The 19,415-nt window shown below is 43.4% G+C and carries 18 protein-coding genes and 1 pseudogene; 16 read left to right on the top strand and 3 right to left on the bottom strand.

Annotated features, from left to right (window positions below; translation table 11 throughout):
* Positions 1-54: 54 nt before the first annotated feature.
* The 4 genes from AC0OMU_RS16755 to AC0OMU_RS16740 all read left to right on the top strand — a co-directional run bounded on the left by AC0OMU_RS16755 (position 55) and on the right by AC0OMU_RS16740 (position 3,586).
* On the top strand, positions 55-1,227 hold the full coding sequence (locus tag AC0OMU_RS16755; protein ID WP_003228872.1) for an iron-containing alcohol dehydrogenase: 1,173 nt from the start codon (positions 55-57) through the stop codon (positions 1,225-1,227).
* A 111-nt stretch (positions 1,228-1,338) separates the two neighbouring features.
* The gene (locus AC0OMU_RS16750; protein WP_003243401.1) at positions 1,339-2,691 is read left to right on the top strand and encodes a glucose-6-phosphate isomerase; all 1,353 of its coding nucleotides are present in this window, start codon (positions 1,339-1,341) and stop codon (positions 2,689-2,691) included.
* A 58-nt stretch (positions 2,692-2,749) separates the two neighbouring features.
* Positions 2,750-3,121 carry a hypothetical protein gene (locus AC0OMU_RS16745; protein WP_080010569.1) on the top strand — a complete coding sequence of 124 codons (372 nt, stop codon included), beginning with the start codon at positions 2,750-2,752 and terminating at the stop codon, positions 3,119-3,121.
* 60 nt (positions 3,122-3,181) lie between these two features.
* Complete coding sequence (locus AC0OMU_RS16740; protein ID WP_003228878.1) at positions 3,182-3,586, top strand: YugN-like family protein; 405 nt, start codon at positions 3,182-3,184, stop codon at positions 3,584-3,586.
* Here AC0OMU_RS16740 and kbfO read toward each other — a convergent pair.
* Both kbfO and mstX read right to left on the bottom strand, forming a co-directional pair.
* Positions 3,583-4,569, bottom strand: coding sequence for a potassium channel protein KbfO (gene kbfO / locus AC0OMU_RS16735; protein WP_015384493.1), 987 nt, complete (start codon positions 4,567-4,569; stop codon positions 3,583-3,585). The genes AC0OMU_RS16740 and kbfO overlap by 4 nt on opposite strands.
* Positions 4,566-4,898 (bottom strand): biofilm formation protein MstX, encoded by a 333-nt coding sequence (mstX, locus tag AC0OMU_RS16730; protein WP_015384492.1) that lies wholly within the window; start codon positions 4,896-4,898, stop codon positions 4,566-4,568. The genes kbfO and mstX overlap by 4 nt, the downstream gene beginning before the upstream one ends.
* A gap of 46 nt (positions 4,899-4,944) precedes the next feature.
* On the opposite strand from mstX, the gene AC0OMU_RS16725 reads away from it, so the two are divergent.
* The 8 genes and pseudogenes from AC0OMU_RS16725 (at position 4,945) to AC0OMU_RS16690 (ending at position 10,097) form a co-directional block, all read left to right on the top strand.
* The gene (locus AC0OMU_RS16725) at positions 4,945-5,208 is read left to right on the top strand and encodes a YuzI family membrane protein (protein WP_015483620.1); all 264 of its coding nucleotides are present in this window, start codon (positions 4,945-4,947) and stop codon (positions 5,206-5,208) included.
* Positions 5,209-5,249: 41 nt separating this feature from the next.
* Entirely contained in the window at positions 5,250-5,927 is a 678-nt protein-coding gene (locus AC0OMU_RS16720) for a zinc metallopeptidase (protein WP_003228889.1), read from the top strand.
* Positions 5,928-5,970: 43 nt separating this feature from the next.
* Complete coding sequence (locus tag AC0OMU_RS16715) at positions 5,971-7,260, top strand: hemolysin family protein (RefSeq protein WP_063334575.1); 1,290 nt, start codon at positions 5,971-5,973, stop codon at positions 7,258-7,260.
* A gap of 124 nt (positions 7,261-7,384) precedes the next feature.
* Positions 7,385-9,049, top strand: a complete 1,665-nt coding sequence (locus AC0OMU_RS16710; RefSeq protein ID WP_474241348.1) for a glycoside hydrolase family 13 protein — start codon at positions 7,385-7,387, stop codon at positions 9,047-9,049.
* A 27-nt stretch (positions 9,050-9,076) separates the two neighbouring features.
* Positions 9,077-9,205: pseudogene (locus AC0OMU_RS16705) on the top strand (hypothetical protein).
* The gene (locus tag AC0OMU_RS16700) at positions 9,165-9,563 is read left to right on the top strand and encodes a secondary thiamine-phosphate synthase enzyme YjbQ (protein ID WP_003243483.1); all 399 of its coding nucleotides are present in this window, start codon (positions 9,165-9,167) and stop codon (positions 9,561-9,563) included. Before AC0OMU_RS16705 ends, AC0OMU_RS16700 begins: the two are co-directional and overlap by 41 nt.
* Before the next feature lie 13 nt (positions 9,564-9,576).
* Positions 9,577-9,714 carry a hypothetical protein gene (locus AC0OMU_RS16695; protein ID WP_015384487.1) on the top strand — a complete coding sequence of 46 codons (138 nt, stop codon included), beginning with the start codon at positions 9,577-9,579 and terminating at the stop codon, positions 9,712-9,714.
* Positions 9,715-9,842: 128 nt separating this feature from the next.
* Complete coding sequence (locus AC0OMU_RS16690; protein ID WP_003244393.1) at positions 9,843-10,097, top strand: hypothetical protein; 255 nt, start codon at positions 9,843-9,845, stop codon at positions 10,095-10,097.
* 13 nt (positions 10,098-10,110) lie between these two features.
* Here AC0OMU_RS16690 and AC0OMU_RS16685 read toward each other — a convergent pair whose 3' ends face one another.
* Entirely contained in the window at positions 10,111-10,848 is a 738-nt protein-coding gene (locus AC0OMU_RS16685; RefSeq protein WP_015384485.1) for a protein-glutamine gamma-glutamyltransferase, read from the bottom strand.
* Positions 10,849-11,005: 157 nt separating this feature from the next.
* Between AC0OMU_RS16685 and mcpB the strand changes: the two genes are divergently transcribed.
* The 4 genes from mcpB to tlpB all read left to right on the top strand — a co-directional run bounded on the left by mcpB (position 11,006) and on the right by tlpB (position 19,372).
* The gene (gene mcpB / locus AC0OMU_RS16680) at positions 11,006-12,994 is read left to right on the top strand and encodes a methyl-accepting chemotaxis protein McpB (RefSeq protein WP_047183094.1); all 1,989 of its coding nucleotides are present in this window, start codon (positions 11,006-11,008) and stop codon (positions 12,992-12,994) included.
* A gap of 176 nt (positions 12,995-13,170) precedes the next feature.
* Positions 13,171-15,159 carry a methyl-accepting chemotaxis protein TlpA gene (tlpA, locus tag AC0OMU_RS16675; RefSeq protein WP_181220080.1) on the top strand — a complete coding sequence of 663 codons (1,989 nt, stop codon included), beginning with the start codon at positions 13,171-13,173 and terminating at the stop codon, positions 15,157-15,159.
* A gap of 122 nt (positions 15,160-15,281) precedes the next feature.
* The gene (gene mcpA / locus AC0OMU_RS16670; RefSeq protein ID WP_474241347.1) at positions 15,282-17,270 is read left to right on the top strand and encodes a methyl-accepting chemotaxis protein; all 1,989 of its coding nucleotides are present in this window, start codon (positions 15,282-15,284) and stop codon (positions 17,268-17,270) included.
* A gap of 113 nt (positions 17,271-17,383) precedes the next feature.
* On the top strand, positions 17,384-19,372 hold the full coding sequence (gene tlpB, locus AC0OMU_RS16665) for a methyl-accepting chemotaxis protein TlpB (protein WP_003243983.1): 1,989 nt from the start codon (positions 17,384-17,386) through the stop codon (positions 19,370-19,372).
* The last annotated feature ends 43 nt before the right edge of the window (positions 19,373-19,415 follow it).

The raw sequence follows: 19,415 nt of genomic DNA, 5'->3' as shown, positions 1-19,415 counted from the left end.
CGTATGTTACAATGGAAAATCTGTTTTTTACAAGCATCATTTGGAGGTTTTACTATGGAAAATTTCACTTATTATAATCCAACAAAGCTGATTTTTGGAAAAGGTCAGCTTGAACAATTAAGAAAAGAATTCAAACGATACGGCAAGAATGTACTGCTTGTTTACGGGGGCGGCAGCATTAAACGCAACGGCCTTTATGATCAAGTCACAGGCATTTTAAAAGAAGAGGGCGCTGTTGTTCATGAGCTGTCAGGTGTAGAGCCGAACCCGCGTCTTGCAACAGTGGAAAAAGGCATAGGACTTTGCAGAGAGCATGACATTGATTTTCTGCTTGCTGTAGGCGGAGGCAGTGTGATTGACTGTACAAAGGCAATCGCAGCGGGCGTCAAATACGATGGCGACGCTTGGGATATTTTCAGCAAAAAAGTAACAGCGGAGGATGCGCTGCCGTTTGGCACTGTTTTAACTCTTGCTGCAACAGGGTCTGAAATGAACCCTGATTCCGTGATTACAAACTGGGAAACAAACGAGAAATTTGTATGGGGCAGCAATGTCACTCATCCGCGTTTCTCTATTTTAGACCCTGAAAATACGTTCACCGTTCCAGAAAATCAAACAGTATACGGCATGGTTGACATGATGAGCCACGTATTCGAACAATACTTCCATAATGTTGAAAACACGCCGCTTCAGGATAGAATGTGCTTTGCTGTTTTGCAGACGGTCATCGAAACAGCTCCTAAGCTTCTTGAAGATCTGGAAAACTACGAACTTCGTGAAACGATTTTGTATGCTGGTACTATTGCTTTAAACGGCACGCTCCAAATGGGATACTTCGGTGACTGGGCTTCTCATACAATGGAACACGCTGTTTCAGCTGTATATGATATTCCGCACGCGGGCGGTTTGGCAATACTGTTCCCAAACTGGATGAGATACACGCTTGATACAAATGTAGGCCGTTTTAAAAACCTTATGCTCAACATGTTTGACATTGATACTGAAGGCAAAACAGATAAAGAAATTGCGCTTGAAGGAATCGATAAACTGTCTGCGTTCTGGACAAGCCTCGGTGCACCTTCCCGTCTTGCTGATTACAATATTGGAGAAGAAAAGCTTGAGCTGATTGCTGATATCGCAGCCAAGGAAATGGAACACGGCGGCTTCGGCAACTTCCAAAAACTGAACAAAGATGACGTGCTTGCCATCCTTCGCGCGTCTCTATAAACTCAAAGGGCGGAATCCAGTCATTCCGCCCTTTCTTCTTGACTTGATTTCACAGATAAGTTCATATAAAGTGAAAGATGAAAACATTATACCGTTATGGAGGGACAAGCAATGACGCATGTACGCTTTGACTACTCAAAAGCGTTGACTTTCTTCAACGAACATGAACTTACATATCTGCGGGACTTTGTAAAAACAGCACACCATAATATCCATGAAAAAACAGGCGCGGGCAGCGATTTTCTAGGCTGGGTGGACCTCCCTGAACATTATGATAAAGAAGAATTCGCGCGCATCAAAAAAAGTGCGGAAAAAATCAAATCTGACTCTGATGTCTTGCTTGTTGTCGGCATTGGCGGTTCTTATCTTGGAGCGCGGGCAGCGATTGAAGCGCTGAATCACGCGTTTTATAACACTTTGCCAAAAGCAAAACGCGGCAATCCGCAAGTCATTTTTATCGGGAACAACATCAGTTCATCTTATATGAGAGACGTCATGGATCTTCTTGAAGATGTTGACTTCTCTATTAATGTGATTTCTAAATCAGGTACGACAACTGAACCTGCAATCGCTTTCCGTATTTTCCGCAAGCTTCTTGAAGAGAAATACGGTAAAGAAGAAGCGAAAGCGCGGATTTATGCAACAACTGATAAAGAGCGCGGCGCATTAAAAACGCTTTCTAACGAAGAAGGCTTCGAATCATTCGTTATTCCTGACGATGTCGGCGGCCGTTATTCAGTTTTAACAGCTGTAGGTCTCTTGCCGATTGCTGTCAGCGGCGTCAACATTGATGACATGATGAAAGGCGCCCTGGATGCGAGCAAAGATTTTGCAACATCTGAACTGGAAGATAACCCAGCATACCAATATGCGGTTGTTCGCAATGTCCTTTATAATAAGGGCAAAACAATTGAAATGCTCATCAACTACGAACCGGCGCTTCAATACTTTGCGGAATGGTGGAAGCAGCTGTTCGGAGAAAGCGAAGGGAAAGATGAGAAGGGCATTTATCCTTCTTCAGCGAACTATTCAACAGACCTTCATTCTTTAGGCCAGTATGTACAAGAAGGCCGCAGAGATTTATTCGAAACGGTCCTGAACGTAGAGAAGCCTAAACATGAACTGACAATTGAGGAAGCGGATAACGATCTTGACGGCTTGAACTATTTAGCCGGTAAAACTGTTGATTTCGTTAACAAAAAAGCATTCCAAGGTACAATGCTTGCCCATACAGACGGAAATGTTCCGAACTTAATCGTTAACATTCCTGAGCTGAATGCATATACTTTTGGATACCTTGTATATTTCTTCGAAAAAGCCTGCGCGATGAGCGGTTACCTCCTTGGCGTCAATCCGTTTGACCAGCCTGGTGTAGAAGCGTATAAAGTCAATATGTTTGCGTTACTCGGCAAACCTGGCTTTGAAGAGAAAAAAGCAGAGCTTGAAAAACGTCTGGAAGATTAATGTGAGAAAGCTGACTGGCATTTGCCGGTCGGCTTTTTATAAAATCAGAAAGGTGCTGATGTTCATGAAACAATTGGTTAAACATCTCATCATTGCCGGTTTTTCTGCAGCTATTTTAAGTTTCCTTATCTCCTTTGATGCCGTGTATACAGAGTTTTCTTCAAGCTTTGGCGGCACGCTGTCACATTTTTTCATCCACGCCTTTCTTCTCATTGGTTTGCCGCTTGCCCTTTTTACCGATGCGGTACATCGGATTTTGCATTTAAAACGAACCCATACTCTTTTCACTAAATTAGGACTCTATGCAACGGTTGTTTATGTGTCTTGGGATTCAGCTGCATGGCTTGCAGCGGCAATGGCTGTTTACTTCTTAATTGAATGCGCTTTCTTTTCTGTTGGACGCGCGAAAGAAACAACGATTTCCATGTAGTGCGCCTCTGAATGAAGTCTTGTTCGGCGGGACAGGATAAGTGAAAAAAGGGGCATTCTGATGATACCAATACCTTCCGCGATAGATGGGCAGTCTTTTCTGCTTCAAGAACTGGAACAAGTGATGAAGCCGCTCGGTTATGTGATAAACGGCGGCTGGGAATACGATCATGGCTACTTTGATTATAAAATTGATGATAGAGACGGCTATTTATTTTTAAGAATTCCCGTCAATGCGGTACAGGGCAGTCTCGATGAACGAGGGGCGGCCGTCCGGATCGGAACGCCATTTATGCTGAGACAGGTGTTTCAGGCGGATGTTGACGATCACGCCGAGGGAGGGCCTTTCCAATCACTGTTTAATCAATTTTCCGAACCGGAAAGGCGGGACGCGGAAATTGATCCGGCATTTTTGGATATCGGCGCCTCTCTCGTGAAAGAATTGGAGGATGTTCTGTTACACTAGATGGCAAGGAATTGGTCTGTTTCGAGCACCTTGTATGTAAGAGGAGGGGAAATCATCGGCCCCTCCTCTTTTTGTACGCCTATAATTGTTGTGTTGTGATCAAGGAAATAGAGAACACAGGTTTTGTAAGCCGCTCCCTTTAGTTCGTCAGGAACAGCAAGAAGCTCCACATGCTGATCAAGTGTCAGCTTGATTCCGTTCTGCTGTTTAGACGGCCGTAACTTGACTTGGTAATGCTGCAGCATCGCCCGGCTGATAAATTCTGAAGTTCCGATGATTTGGTTTGCACCTGCCCGCTCCGCATTGGTGACAAAACGGTCAGTCAAAATCTCGACGATGCAGTAAGCAAGGGGATTAAGCCCTTTAACAGATAAAAGAGTCAGCACTGACAGCATATCAGCATCAGTTTCACTTTTATACTGATCGGCAGTAATCATCACTGATTCCGCTTCAGTAATATTGGCCCGTTTCAGTGTCCCATCATCGGCAGCGTGCCCGCGTATGAAATGAACGTTTTCAATAAGCGGGCCTTCTGTCAAGGATTCATCGATTAGTACGACTGTTTTGGAAGGGGCGGCAAGCTGAAGGTCCTTCAAAAGCCGGTTTGTTTTTTCATTCCACCCGATCAGAATGATGTGGTCTCGGCCTTTGTAAGCAACTTTTCCTTCGATGTAGCGATGCTGTCTGCTGAATGCGGCCGCTGATAACGTAGCGAAATATGCTGTGACAAAGCTTGCTCCGCTCAAAATCAGCAGTATTCCGGCTGCCTGTCCCAGCGGCGTGTGCGGCACATAGTCTCCATAACCGACTGTCGAAACCGTTACGACAGCCCACCAAATGCCTTCGAATACCGAAGTGAACTGCTTAGGCTCAAGTATATAAATAATTTGGCCGAACAAAAGAATCAGACATAAAATAATAACCCCGATTCGGATAAATAACGGCCACCTGAGCCATGAAATAAATATCCGATTTGATTTCATTCTTTTTCTCCTTCTTCAGATACTGAGATGGATAAAATCTGTTTAATAATTGTATTTAATTTCTCATTTAGCTTTTCCTGGCCGTACTTATCTCGGGCCTGCTTCATTAACTCGGCTGTATCATCATCAAGCTGAATAAGCGGTTCATCAATTTCCGATTCATTATAAAGCTGGATAAACGCGTCCAGTCCTTCATTCATTCGGTCGATTGCTGTGCTCAGCTGTTCCCTTTCCTCACTCGTCACTTTCATAGCTTCCATCACACCCGTGCTTTTTTCTAACAGTATGTCCCACTTCCGGTGATGTTTTTCAAAAAATGTACAAAACATATAAAACCGGATTTCTCCATAAACTAAAACAAAAAGGATGAAAAAGATGACGATCTTTCAAAGAACGATCGTGGTTTTGATCGGTACGCAGCTGGCAGCATCCGCGGTGATTTTGTTTATTTTCGATTTGAATTCATATAATCACTTTTCCGGCAGCTTCTCCTGGCTTCATTTTCTGAAAGAACTGGCCGGCAGTTTCGCCTTTTATTTGTTTTCAGCAGGCCTGTTCTTTTTGCTGATTGGATTGTGTGCTCCAAGCCGGAAGAAAAAGCGCATTTCTGTACACGGGAAAGAAAACTCATTAAAATAATCGTAATAGAGAAATGATCATGGAAAAAGGATGATGAAAAAATGCTGTTTATATTTTTAACAATAGCCGCATTGGGATTGTCGTTTTGGGCACAATTTAAAGTAAAGAGCAACTTTGAAAAATATTCAAAAGTGGAAGCCTCAAGCGGACGTACAGGGGCAGAAACCGCAAGACGGATTTTAGATATAAACGGTCTTTACGACGTGCCGGTCGAACCGGTAAGAGGCACTTTAACAGACCATTACGACCCGACAAGACGGGTGGTGCGTTTATCTGAGCCGGTCTATTACGGCCGCTCAATTTCCGCCATATCCGTAGCTTCCCATGAAGTCGGACATGCCTTGCAGCATCAGGAGTCATATGGTGCGCTTGTGCTGAGACATAAAATCTTCCCAGTCGTAAATTTTGCATCCGGTGTAGCTCCTTTGCTTTTCTTAGGAGGCATGCTTCTCGGCAGCCTGAATCTGATCGGGCTTGGCATCATACTGTTTTCAGCGGCTGTCTTTTTTCAGCTGATTACATTGCCTGTCGAATTCAATGCAAGTTCACGTGCGAAGCAGATTATTGTGTCAGAAGGATTCATCCGAAACAATGAAGAAAATGGGGTAAATAAAGTGCTGAGCGCTGCTGCCTTAACGTATGTGGCCGCCGCCCTGGTATCCCTGTTTGAACTACTTCGTTTTGTGATGATTTTCTTAAACGGTCGTGATGAGAATTAACGTTAAGGAGGTGGCCCCTTACCATTTATGGTAAGGGCTTTTTTTGCTTATTTTACAACTGATCGCCATTTTTGTTTTGATTGGCATTACGGCTGTTTTCGTTGCAGCGGAATTTGCGATCGTCAAAATCAGAGGTTCAAAAATCAATCAGCTCATCGAAAGCGGTGACAGCCGAGCGCTAGCCGCACATAAAATCATCTCCAATCTTGACGAGTATTTATCAGCCTGCCAGCTCGGGATTACGATTACTGCCCTCGGCCTTGGATGGCTTGGTGAACCTACATTTGAACGTTTTCTTCATCCCTTATTTACAATGACAGGCATGCCGGAACCGTTTAACCACATTGTCACATTTGTAGTTGCATTTATCATCGTCACTTTTTTGCATGTGGTGATGGGGGAGCTTGCCCCGAAAACGGTTTCTATTCAAAAAGCTGAAGCTGTAAGCTTATGGATTGCAAAGCCGCTGATCTGGTTTTATAAAATCACGTACCCGTTTATTAAAGCATTAAACGGCTCTGCAAGTTTTCTTGTGAAATTGTTTGGCTTTCATTCAGTGAAGGAGCATGAGGTTGTCATCAGCGAGGAGGAACTGAGGCTGATCCTTTCAGAAAGCTATGAAAAGGGAGAAATCAATCAGTCTGAATTCCGCTATGTAAATAAGATTTTTGAATTTGACAACCGGGTAGCGAGAGAGATTATGATTCCGCGGACAGAAATTGCGGTTATCTCTCTGGAGCAGTCGCTTGAAGAGGCAATTCATCTTATCATTAATGAACGGTATACACGCTACCCTGTCATCAAAGATGACAAGGATCATATTTTAGGGATCATCAACAGCAAAGATATGTTTAAAGCTTATTTTCTTGGCCAGCCGATAAAGCTGAATCAAATCATGAGGCCCGTTATCAGAGTCATTGAAAGCATTCCTGTTCAGCAGCTTTTAATCCGCATGCAGAAGGAGCGGATTCACATGGCGATTCTCGTAGATGAATACGGGGGAACGGCGGGGCTTGTCACTGTAGAGGATATTATCGAGGAAATCGTCGGGGAAATCCGCGATGAGTATGATCAGGATGAAACACCGCACATCCTGAAAAAGGGCGAGCACCATTATGTGATGGATGGAAAAGCGCTAATAGACGAAGTGAATGACCTGCTCGACATTGCGATTGAAAATGAAGAAATTGATACGATTGCAGGCTGGCTTCTAACGCAAAAAATGGAGCTGAAAGCAGGAGATGTGATACACGCGGAGGGCTGTGAATTTAAAATCCTCGACGCCGAAGATCATCACATCCGTTTTGTAGAAATAAAAAAAACCGATTTTTGATAAAAAACAGCCGGGGAACGAACGGCTGTTTTTTGTGTCATCAAGTCATTTCTTAAAAAGCAATGCTGTAAAGCCTTTTTTCTACATAGGATATATAAGATGGACACTGGGAAGGAGTGGCTGTATGAAAAAGGCTTGGTGGAAGGAAGCCGTTGTTTACCAAATTTACCCCCGCAGTTTTAAAGATTCAAATGGCGACGGAATCGGGGATATTCAAGGAATCAGATCCAAGCTTTCTTACATAAAAGAGCTGGGCGCTGACGTCATATGGATTTGCCCGCTGTATGATTCACCGAATGCCGATAATGGCTATGATATCAGGGATTATCAAAACATATTAAGCGAGTTTGGCACCATGGAAGATTTTGACGAGCTGCTTGGTGACATTCATGATCTGGATATGAAGCTGATTATGGATCTCGTTGTGAACCACACAAGCGACGAACATCCATGGTTCATAGAATCCCGTTCATCTATACACTCGGAAAAGCGCGACTGGTATATTTGGAAAGACGGCAAAAACGGAAAAGCGCCTAACAATTGGGAAAGCATTTTCGGCGGGGCGGCTTGGGAGTATGATCAAAAGACAAGCCAGTATTATCTTCACCTTTTTGATAAAAAACAGCCTGATTTGAATTGGGAAAATGAAAAGGTGAGGAATGCCGTTTATGACATGATCAATTGGTGGCTTGATAAAGGAATTGACGGATTTCGGGTGGATGCCATTACGCATATTAAGAAAAAAGAAGGGTTTCCCGACATGCCGAATCCAAAGGGATTGGACTATGTCCCTTCCTTTCCTTATCATATGAATGCTGACGGTATTATGGATTTGTTAACAGAGCTGAAGGAAAACACATTTTCCCGCTATCCGATTATGACAGTTGGTGAAGCAAACGGCGTCGCTGCAAAAGAAGCAGCTGATTGGGCTGGAGAAAAAAACGGCATATTCAGCATGATTTTTCAATTTGAGCATCTCGGCCTGTGGGATGTAGAGATTAATGAAAGTATTGATATCGTTGCATTTAAACGAATTTTAACTGACTGGCAGGACAGTCTGGAAGGGATCGGCTGGAATGCTTTGTTTATGGAGAATCACGACCAGCCCCGTTCAGTTTCTGTGTGGGGAGATGACGGAGTGTACCTGAAAGAAAGTGCAAAAGCGCTTTCCGCTGTTTATTTTCTCATGAAAGGCACACCGTTTATTTATCAGGGACAGGAACTCGGGATGACGAACGTGGCTTTTCCATCTATTGAGGACTATGATGATGTCGCAATGAAACGCCTGTATGAATCAAAAACGGCGAAAGGCACATCACACGAGGATGTGATGAAGATTGTCTGGAAAAAGGGAAGAGACAATTCACGAACGCCGATGCAATGGAATGCTGGTCCATACGCCGGATTTTCTGAGGCCAAACCGTGGATCCGAATCAATGAGAATTACAAATGGCTGAATGCCGAGGCGCAAAAAAACGATAAATCATCCGTTTACCATTTTTACAAAAGCTTGATCAAGCTGCGCCAAACATATGATGTTTTTATTAACGGGACATACGAGCTCATTTTACCGGAAGATCAGCAAATCTTTGCATATCTTCGGAAAAACGAGAGCCATACTGCACTGATTGCGGCCAATCTGACAGGAACACCGGCGTTGTTCAAGCACTCTGGATTGCCATTGTCATCAGATGCACTCGTCTTGTCAAATATTGAAACAGAGCCGCACAAGCATATGACATCAGTACTCTTAAAGCCGTATGAAGCAAGAATATATCTATGGCGCTAATCTCCAGCCTTAGACTGGAGTTTTTTTTTGTTGTATCAGGTTTATGAGAGCGGTTTAACAGGAAAAAAAGAACACAGAACGAATTAATAGAGCGGACAAAAGAAAGGAGAAACAAATGCTGAAAACACTGCAAATCAAAACGACAAAACGAGATGAAATGATTGATATCACCCGGGAGGTGGAAGCGTTTCTTCAAGAAACAGGTATAACGAGCGGCGCAGCGCTGATTTACTGTCCGCATACGACGGCAGGTATTACAATTAATGAAAATGCCGATCCGGACGTCAAAAAAGATATGCTCAGAAGGTTTGATGAGGTATATCCGTGGGAACATGAGCTGGACCGCCATATGGAGGGCAATACAGCTGCACACATGAAGTCGAGTACGGTCGGAGCTTCACAGCATGTCATTGTGGAAAACGGCCGGCTCATTCTTGGAACGTGGCAGGGCATTTATTTCTGCGAATTTGACGGCCCTCGCACCCGGACATGCTATATCAAAATGATGGGATAATAGTGACAAAAGCATGATCGCTGAACAAGCGCCGATAGCCGGAGGGCTTGTCACCCCCGCCTCGGCTGCCGCTTTATCGAATGAAGGCGCGCTTGGCATTCGGCTATCTCAGTCACGACATGCTCGAAAAGCTAATCCATATGCAAAATAAAAAGCGCGGGAAAGAGACACGCGCCTCATCCTTTGTTTTCAGGAAAGCCTGCATGAGGGATAGTCAATCAATGGATGTAAACGTACCGAGCTTTGCCGAACGTAACTTGATAAACTGAGGTGACAGATATGAACATTCTTCAATATTCTTATAAAAAAAGAGGGAAAATTGAGTTTGTATTTGAAGGCTGGCCTCACTCAAAAGTTACAATGGTTCCTATCAAAGGCTACTATTTTGTCCGCTTTATCAAATGGAGCAGCCAGGATCCAATCGTGACAAGAAATGACCTTGAAAAAATGGAGTGGGCTGCGAACCAATATTTCGGCACAGCCCCCTTCTATCGAAAACGAAAGGCATTTGAAACCCCATCGTCCGGAAAATAGGCGATGGGGCTTTTTAGCGGACGATGCGGAAAAGAGACGGAACATCCAGTCTGGTCGCCTGAGACAGAAGGTAGGCTGACTGTAAGGCTCCTTTTTTCCTAAAAGAATTCAGCTTATCAATAATTTGCTGTCCGTTTAAGATTCCAAGACCATGGGCAAAATATTTATCTTCCCCCAGTAAAATTACATTTTCGCCTCTCCATTGCGCCTTTTGCGGATCAAATTCAGGATTCTTAAAATACAAACAATCTCCAAGGAAAAAGTGGTGTCCTGTTTCCGTATATATCGGCAATTTCTCATAATGCCAGTCATATAAAATAATTCTGTCAAAGCTGGCATTGAATTTATCTTCTCCGATTGTATCGATTAAGGCCAAGTAATAAATGATAACGATTGCGGTTGCGCATTCAAACGCATAAAACGGGCCGTTCTCAGCAATGTCCCGAATCGCTTTTGAAGGCGGCATTCTGTATTTCAGCTCCAAGGCGCCCTCCGGTGAAACCCTCCAATACGTTGTATTCCCGTATGTTTTTAAAAAAGTGGCAAACTTCGCCCCGCTTTTGTGCAGCGTCTTTGCCGCTGCTACAATATTCATCCGCAGTTTAAGCTCAAACATCAGTTCAGCAATTGAATGATAATCAAACTGAACAGGTGTCTCAATCATCTCTTTTAACAGCGGATTCAGATTTTGATCAATCTGCCAATTTTCAATATCCTGGGGACGGAGCAATTGTCCTGATACAATAATCATGTTTAGCCCCCCTTGTTTTTTATAAGATATGCAAAGAGCTTGGGCAATGAAAGTTAAAAAGGCAGAAGACAGCCAAAAAGAACTTCTTCCATTTTTTATTTTAAAACTTTTTTAAGCAGCCGATATATACTGTATCAAACCTGAAGGAGCAAGTGACATGAAGACTTTTATCAATTGGCTGAAGAAACCGTCTATTTCAAAGAAATTAATCGTCTCATTTATTGCGATTCTCATTATCCCTATTCTTATATTAGAATTTAGCTCTTACCGAAGCGCCAGCGGAAAGCTGGATCAGGAAATTATGGGAAATGCGAAAAACAGTGTCGATACATTTAATACAACTGTTACAAATAATCTGGGAGAAAAAGCGAAAGCAGTCACCTTTTTCAGTGAATCTCTTAAAAGATCCGCATTCAAAGGGAAATCAAATCAAGAAGAGATCAAAGCTAAATTTTCACAATATGTATCTATTAATCAAGGAGTAGCCAGAATTTATGGGGGCGCAGATAACGGCACTTACGTACAAGCGCCAAAAGAAAAATTGCCGGAAGGATACGACCCGAGACAACGTCCTTGGTACCAGGATGCGATGAAGGCCGGCGGTGAAATTGTCGTGACAGATCCTTACGTGGCTGCGAGTGACGGAAGCATGGTCATTACCATTGCACAGGAGCTGAAGGACGGATCTGGCGTTGTCGCCATGGATATTACCATTGATAAATTGTTAGAACAAATGAAACAAATCAAGGTCGGAAAAGAAGGTTATGCTTTCATTGCAACAAAAAACAAAACATATGTCGCCCACAAGAACCATAAGGCTGGAGAAAAGCTTTCAGGCGACTGGGTAGCCAAAATGTATGCGAATGACAGCGGTGAACTCCAGTATACTCTTAATAACGAAGATAAAAAGATGACCTATACTACAAACGAACTGACTGGTTGGAAAATAGCCGGCACAATGTATATGGATGAAATTAAGGATGCCTCAAAGTCTGTGCTGACAACAGGAATGATCGTGCTGATTGCTTCGATTGTGGCAGGCGGAATTTTAATTCTGTTTATCGTTCGTTCGATTACAAAACCGTTAAAACGTCTTGTCCAATCATCGAAAACGATCAGCAGGGGGGATCTGACCGAAACGATCGAAATCCATTCAAAGGATGAGCTTGGGGAGCTTGGGGAAAGCTTCAATGAAATGGGACAATCTCTTCGCTCTCTGATCAGCGCTATTCAGGACTCGGTGAACAATGTGGCCGCATCTTCCGAACAGCTTACCGCATCTGCCGGGCAGACGAGTAAAGCCACCGAGCATATTACGATGGCGATTGAGCAGTTCTCAAACGGAAACGAGGAGCAAAGCGAAAAGGTTGAATCCAGCTCTCATCAGCTGAACTTAATGAATGAAGGACTCCAGCAAGTCTCACAAACATCGTCAGATATTACAAAGGCATCTATCCAATCAACGGAAATTGCCGGAACGGGTGAGAAGTTTGTGCAGCAGACAGTCGGACAAATGAACTCGATTAATCAATCTGTTCAGCAGGCTGAAGCTGTTGTCAAAGGCTTAGAAGGAAAATCAAAAGACATCACAAGCATTTTGAGAGTCATCAACGGAATCGCTGACCAAACAAATCTGCTTGCACTAAACGCAGCCATTGAAGCGGCGCGTGCCGGAGAGTCAGGACGCGGCTTCTCTGTTGTAGCGGAGGAAGTGCGCAAGCTGGCTGTCCAATCAGCCGATTCAGCAAAAGAAATCGAAAAGCTGATCCAAGAAATCGTCGCAGAAATCGAAACCTCTCTTCACATGTTTAAAGAGGTCAATCAGGAAGTACAGTCCGGACTTGTTGTCACAGACAATACAAAAGAAAGCTTCCAGAGCATTTTCAGCATGACAAACGAAATCGCGGGCAAGCTGCAGACGATGAATTCCACCGTCGAGCAGCTGTCAGACCGTTCACAGCATGTTTCAGCAGCAGTCAGCGGCATTGCAGACGTGTCGAAAGAAAGCTCGGCAAGCATCCAGGACATTGCCGCATCAGCTGAAGAACAGCTTGCTTCCATGGAAGAAATCAGTTCCTCAGCGACCACTCTTGCGCAGATGGCAGAAGAGCTTCGTGATCTGACGAAACAATTTAAAATCGAGTAAAAGCCGAAAAACAGCGCATCAAAGCGCTGTTTTTTTTATATGGTAAACGATAATAAAGTCCTAGTTAATCCGGTGAATTTAGAACTATTTTTCATTTTTTCCTCCATTTTCAATGTAATTTAAAGGAAGATCCGCCGATATAATTTGTAAATTATTGAAAGAAGGTTCAAAAGGAAATGAAAAAAACACTCACCACTATTCGCAGATCATCAATTGCAAGGAGACTTATTATTTCTTTCCTGCTGATCTTAATTGTTCCGATAACCGCCCTTTCGGTTAGCGCTTATCAATCAGCAGTTGCCTCACTTGATGTACAGATGACGCAAAGCGCAAAGGAAAATGTTCAGATATTAGATCACATCATTGATGATAAAATCAGCACGACTGAAAAAAGCCTCGCGTATTTCAGCGATTGGGCTACAGCAGAAAAATTTCAGGATAAAAAGAAAACAGAGCTGAAACAGGAATTTAAACAATTTATCCAAATGAATGATAATGTCGCTGCGGTATTTTCCAGCAGCAAAGACGGGGAATTCACCCGTTATCCGTACGCTGACATGCCAAGTGACTTTAATGCTTTGGATCGAGATTGGTACAAAGAAGCAATGGCCAATAAAGGCAAAACAATTGTCACTGAGCCTTATGAATCGATTTCATCAGGAAAAATGGTCGTCACCATCGCCCGTCAAACGGTGGATGGATCAGGCGTTGTCGCCATTGATATGAAAATTGATGACTTAGTCACTACCGCGAAAGGAATCCATATCGGAAAAGAAGGCTATGCTTTTATCTTGAACCAAAACAAGAAAGTCATCGCCTACTCCGGAGAAAAAGCGGGAACAGAGCTAAAAGGGGACTGGGTTGATAAGCTCTACAAGGATAAGAGCGGGGACTTTGAATATACGTACAAAGGCAAAAAGAAAAAAATGGCATTTGCAACAAGCGAAACAACAGGCTGGAAAATCAGCGGCACGATGTATGCAAACGAGATTCACGATGCTGCAAGCAAGGTTCTGATCATGGCTTCAATCGTTCTGGCGATTGCCATCGCAGCTGGAATGACGGCGATTTATTTTGTGATTCGATCCATCACAAAGCCATTGAGACGCATTGTCGCATCCGCTGAAAAAATTAGTGAAGGCGATCTAACCGAAACGATTGAAATCAATTCAAAAGATGAACTCGGTGTTCTGAGCGAGAGCTTCAATCATATGGCACACTCGCTTCGCACGCTCATTCACGGGATCAAAGACTCAGTAGAACACGTTGCCTCATCGTCTGAAGAGCTGACTGCATCGGCAGACCAGACAAGCCGAGCCACTGAGCACATTACGATGGCTATTGAGCAATTTTCAAACGGCAGTGAAAGCCAAAGCGAGAAAATAGAAACGACAACCGAACAAATTAATGAAATGAATGACGGATTGGCAGAGCTGGCGCGGGCTGCAGCAGTGATTACAGAAACATCCGCAGATTCAACAGAAGTGTCAAGTAAAGGGGAGACACTCGTCCAGAAAACAGCAGGCCAAATGAACACAATTGACCATTCCGTTAAAGCAGCGGAACATGTGGTGAAAGGGCTGGAGATCAAATCAAAGGATATCACAAATATTTTGCGTGTCATCAACGGCATTGCGGATCAAACCAATCTATTGGCTTTAAATGCCGCCATTGAAGCGGCCCGAGCGGGTGAATACGGACGGGGCTTCTCAGTCGTCGCTGAGGAAGTGAGAAAGCTCGCGGTACAGTCGGCTGACTCGGCAAAAGAAATTGAATCGCTGATCAGTGAAATAGTAAAAGAAATTCACACATCACTGAACGTGCTTCAGTCCGTAAACAAAGAAGTTGAAACAGGGCTTGTCATGACGGATGAAACTAAACAGAGCTTCAAACATATATCGCAAATGACCAATCAAATTGCTTCCGAGCTGCAAAACATGAATGCGACGGTTGAGGAGCTGTCAGCGGGAGCTCAAGAAATTTCCGCAGCTTCAAATGATATCACAGCCATTTCTAAGGAAAGCTCGGATGGCATCCAAGATATCGCCGCTTCAGCTGAGGAACAGCTGGCATCCATGGAGGAGATTAGTTCATCTGCACTGACGCTTGAAAGAATGTCTGAAGAACTCCGTGATCTGACAAAACAATTTAAAGTAGATAAATAATAGGTCTAAAATACTATTTATTTATGGGAAATTAGTTACTTTTGTTAAATTTCTTCTTTTTTGCTGTATATATTTACCCATTTCCAGCCGATATGAAGGGTAGCATAAAAAAGGAGAAATGAATGATGAAAAAAATACTCCAACTCATAAAACAAAGATCAATTACACGGAAGCTTCTCGTTTCCTTTCTGTCGATCCTTATCATACCGGTTGTCATATTGGCGATCTTTGCGTATCAATCGGCTAGCAGCTCACTCGACAGACAGATGATGGGGAGCGCATTGGAAAATGTACAGCAATTAAACGAAATCATTAACACCAGCATCAGCGAAAAAGAAAACAGTGCTGATTATTTCAGCGAATGGCTGACAAAAGAGAAATACAATGCAAAAAACAATGCAAGCATTGCAGAGAAATTCTCACAATATATCAGCCTTAACAAGGATGTAGAATCCATTTATACAAGCGACACAAAAGGACACTTTACCCGCTATCCGGATCTTCCGATGCCAAGCGGCTATAATCCGGTTGAACGCGACTGGTACAAAAAAGCGGTTGCAAATAAAGGGAAAGTTGTGATCACAGACCCTTATAAAACCGCGTCGACAAATACGATGGTTGTGACAATCGCCCAGCAGACAAAAGATGGTTCAGGCGTTATCGCAATCAACATGACGATTGAAAATCTGCTGAAAACAACCAAAAAAGTCAACATCGGCACACAAGGCTACGCATTTATCATGACGAAGGACAAAAAAGTTGTCGCTCACCCGAATGAAAAATCAGGAACAGAATTAAAAGGCGACTGGCTAGATAAGATGCTGAGTGCTGATAAAGGCGATTTTCAATACACCATGGATGGCGATAAGAAAAAAATGGCCTTTGACACAAACAAGTTGACGGGATGGAAGATCGGCGGCACCATGTATTTGGATGAAATCCATGAAGCAGCCCAGCCTGTCCTTCACCTTGCTTTAATTGTCTTGGCCGCAGCTATTATCATAGGGATTATCGTCATGACTTTGATCATTCGGTCGATTACAACACCGCTGAAACAGCTTGTCGGTTCCTCTAAGCGGATCAGCGAGGGAGATTTGACGGAAACCATTGATATCCGTTCAAAAGATGAATTGGGCGAGCTCGGCAAAAGCTTTAACAATATGGCGTCGTCACTTCGTTCTCTCATACACGCCATCCAGGATTCGGTAGATAATGTTGCCGCTTCCTCTGAGGAGCTCACTGCATCAGCTGCGCAAACGAGCAAGGCAACAGAGCACATTACATTGGCGATTGAACAATTTTCTAACGGCAATGAAAAACAAAACGAAAACATTGAAACGGCAGCAGAGCACATTTATCAAATGAATGACGGATTGACGAATATGGCTCAAGCTTCTGAAGTGATCACTGATTCATCTGTTCAATCGACAGAAATTGCAAGTGAAGGCGGTAAGCTTGTTCATCAAACCGTCGGCCAAATGAATGTCATTGACAAGTCCGTTAAAGAAGCGGAGCAAGTCGTACGCGGATTGGAAACGAAATCGAAAGATATTACAAACATTTTGCGTGTGATCAACGGCATCGCAGACCAGACGAACCTGCTTGCCTTAAACGCAGCAATTGAGGCAGCGCGCGCAGGCGAGTACGGCCGCGGCTTCTCGGTTGTAGCGGAAGAAGTAAGAAAACTGGCAGTACAGTCAGCAGATTCAGCAAAAGAGATTGAAGGATTAATCATCGAAATTGTGAAGGAAATTAATACATCTCTCGGCATGTTCCAATCTGTCAATCAAGAGGTGCAGACAGGTCTTGACATCACAGATAAAACAGAAATGAGCTTCAAACGCATTTCTGAAATGACGAACCAAATCGCCGGCGAACTGCAAAATATGAGTGCGACGGTTCAGCAGCTTTCTGCGAGCTCTGAGGAAGTTTCGGGAGCATCCGAGCACATTGCATCGATTTCAAAAGAAAGCTCAGCGCATATACAAGATATCGCGGCGTCAGCCGAAGAGCAGCTTGCTTCCATGGAAGAAATCAGCTCGTCAGCAGAAACCCTTTCCTCTATGGCGGAAGAGCTTCGCGATATGACCAAACGATTCAAAATCGAATAATAAGCCTTAACACCCAAGCTTGTTGCGCTTGGGTGTTTTTTTTAGTTTTTTTATTAAACCTTTTATCCTAGTTTGACGATATTAGATTTATCTTAAAGGAGGAGTCAACGAGAATGGGAAAATTCATACAATGGATCAAACAGCCATCGATCAGCAAACCGCTAATCGCTGCGTTTCTGGCAGTGCTTATTTTGCCGGTTGGGGTTTTAGCATATTTCAGTTATCAATCAGCTTGGAATGCGTTAGACAGAGAGCTCATAAGCAGTGCGAAGGGAAATGTTGAAGAACTAAACAGTACGCTGCAAAATAAATTAGAAGATAAAGTAAAAGCAATAGATTATTATAGTGAGACTGTCGATAAAGACATATTGCTAGGCAAAAACAAAACATTACTGAAAGAGAAATTTAAGCAGTACACGACACTTAACGACGATGTAGGCGCAATCTATGCTGCTTCAGAAGATAAGAAGCTTTATAAATATCCGGATAGCGGTGTTCCGAAAGGTTTCGATCCGACAGGACGTGACTGGTACAAACAGGCGGTTGCGGAAAAAGGACAAGCTGTTTTCTCAGAACCGTATACCGATGAAGCGACAGGAGATATCGTTGTCACAATTTCAAAACAATTAAAAGACGGTTCAGGGGTTATAGCGCTGGATTTAAACCTGGATGAAGTGCTTACTGCATCAAAAAGAATCAAAATCGGTAAAGAAGGCTTTGCATTTATTACGACAGGCAACAAAAAATATATCGCCCATCCGACCATTAAGCCGGGGACAACCGGTTCCGGCGATTGGACAAACCAAGTATATTCCAAAAAAGAAGGCTCATTTGAATATACATTCGAAGGCAAAGAAAAGAAAATGGCCTTTACGACAAATAAACTGACTGGCTGGAAAATCGCGGGCACATATTTTGTCAGTGAATTGCAAGATGCTTCAAGCCCGGTGCTGAACACTGCGGTTATCATTCTATGCGTGTCAATTGTAATCGGCGGCATACTCATACTCTATATTATCCGTGCCATCACCAAGCCGTTAAGAAAACTTGTCTCAACGTCTGCAAAAATCAGCAGCGGAGATCTCACAGAAGTCATTGACATTCACTCGAAAAACGAGTTTGGCCAGCTTGGTGAAAGCTTTAATGAAATGTCTGCATCATTGCGTTCTGTAATCGGCGTTATTCAAACGTCTGTCGAAAACGTTGCTTCATCTTCTGAGGAGCTGACGGCAAGCGCAGCCCAAACAAGCAAGGCAACTGAACATATTACACTTGCCATCGAACAGTTCTCAGATGGAAACGAGGCACAAAGCGAGAAACTGGAAACAAGCTCAAATCATCTTTCTCAAATGAACGAGGGGATTTCAAAAGTGGCTCAGGCCTCTTCAACCATTACGAAATCATCGATTCAGTCCTCTGAGGCAGCGGGCAGCGGAGAAAAGCTGGTGGAGCATACAGTCGGCCAGATGAAAACAATTGACCAATCCGTTCAAAAAGCGGAAGCGGTTGTAAAGGGCCTTGAAACAAAATCACAAGACATCACAAGCATCTTGAATGTGATTAATGGCATTGCTGATCAAACCAACCTGCTTGCATTAAATGCTGCGATTGAGGCGGCAAGAGCGGGAGAATACGGAAGAGGTTTCTCAGTAGTTGCGGAAGAGGTTAGAAAACTTGCTGTACAATCAGCAGACTCCGCCAAGGAAATTGAAGGATTAATTCAAGAGATTGTCAGGGAAATCAGCACCTCACTTTCAATGTTCCAATCCGTGAATCATGAAGTGAAAGAAGGCTTGCAGATTACGGATCAAACAGCGGAAAGCTTTAAACAAATCTATGAGATGACAACTCAAATTTCCGGCGAATTGCAAAACTTGAACGCGACGGTTGAACAACTGTCAGCCGGATCGCAGGAAGTGTCAAGTGCCGTTGAAGATATTTCTGCAGTGGCGAAAGAAAGCTCAGCAGGCATTCAGGATATCGCAGCTTCGGCTGAAGAACAGCTTGCGTCTATGGAAGAAATCAGCTCTTCAGCGGAAACGTTGGCAAACATGGCGGAAGAACTTCAGGACATTACGAAGAAATTTAAAATTGAATCTTAATGAAAAAAGAAAGCGGCATATCTGCTGCTTTCTTTTTTGTTAA

The sequence above is a fragment of the Bacillus sp. FAU18 genome (genome assembly GCF_056033885.1).
Note: the sequence above shows the minus strand (reverse complement) of the source record. Positions and strands in the feature narration are given on the sequence as shown.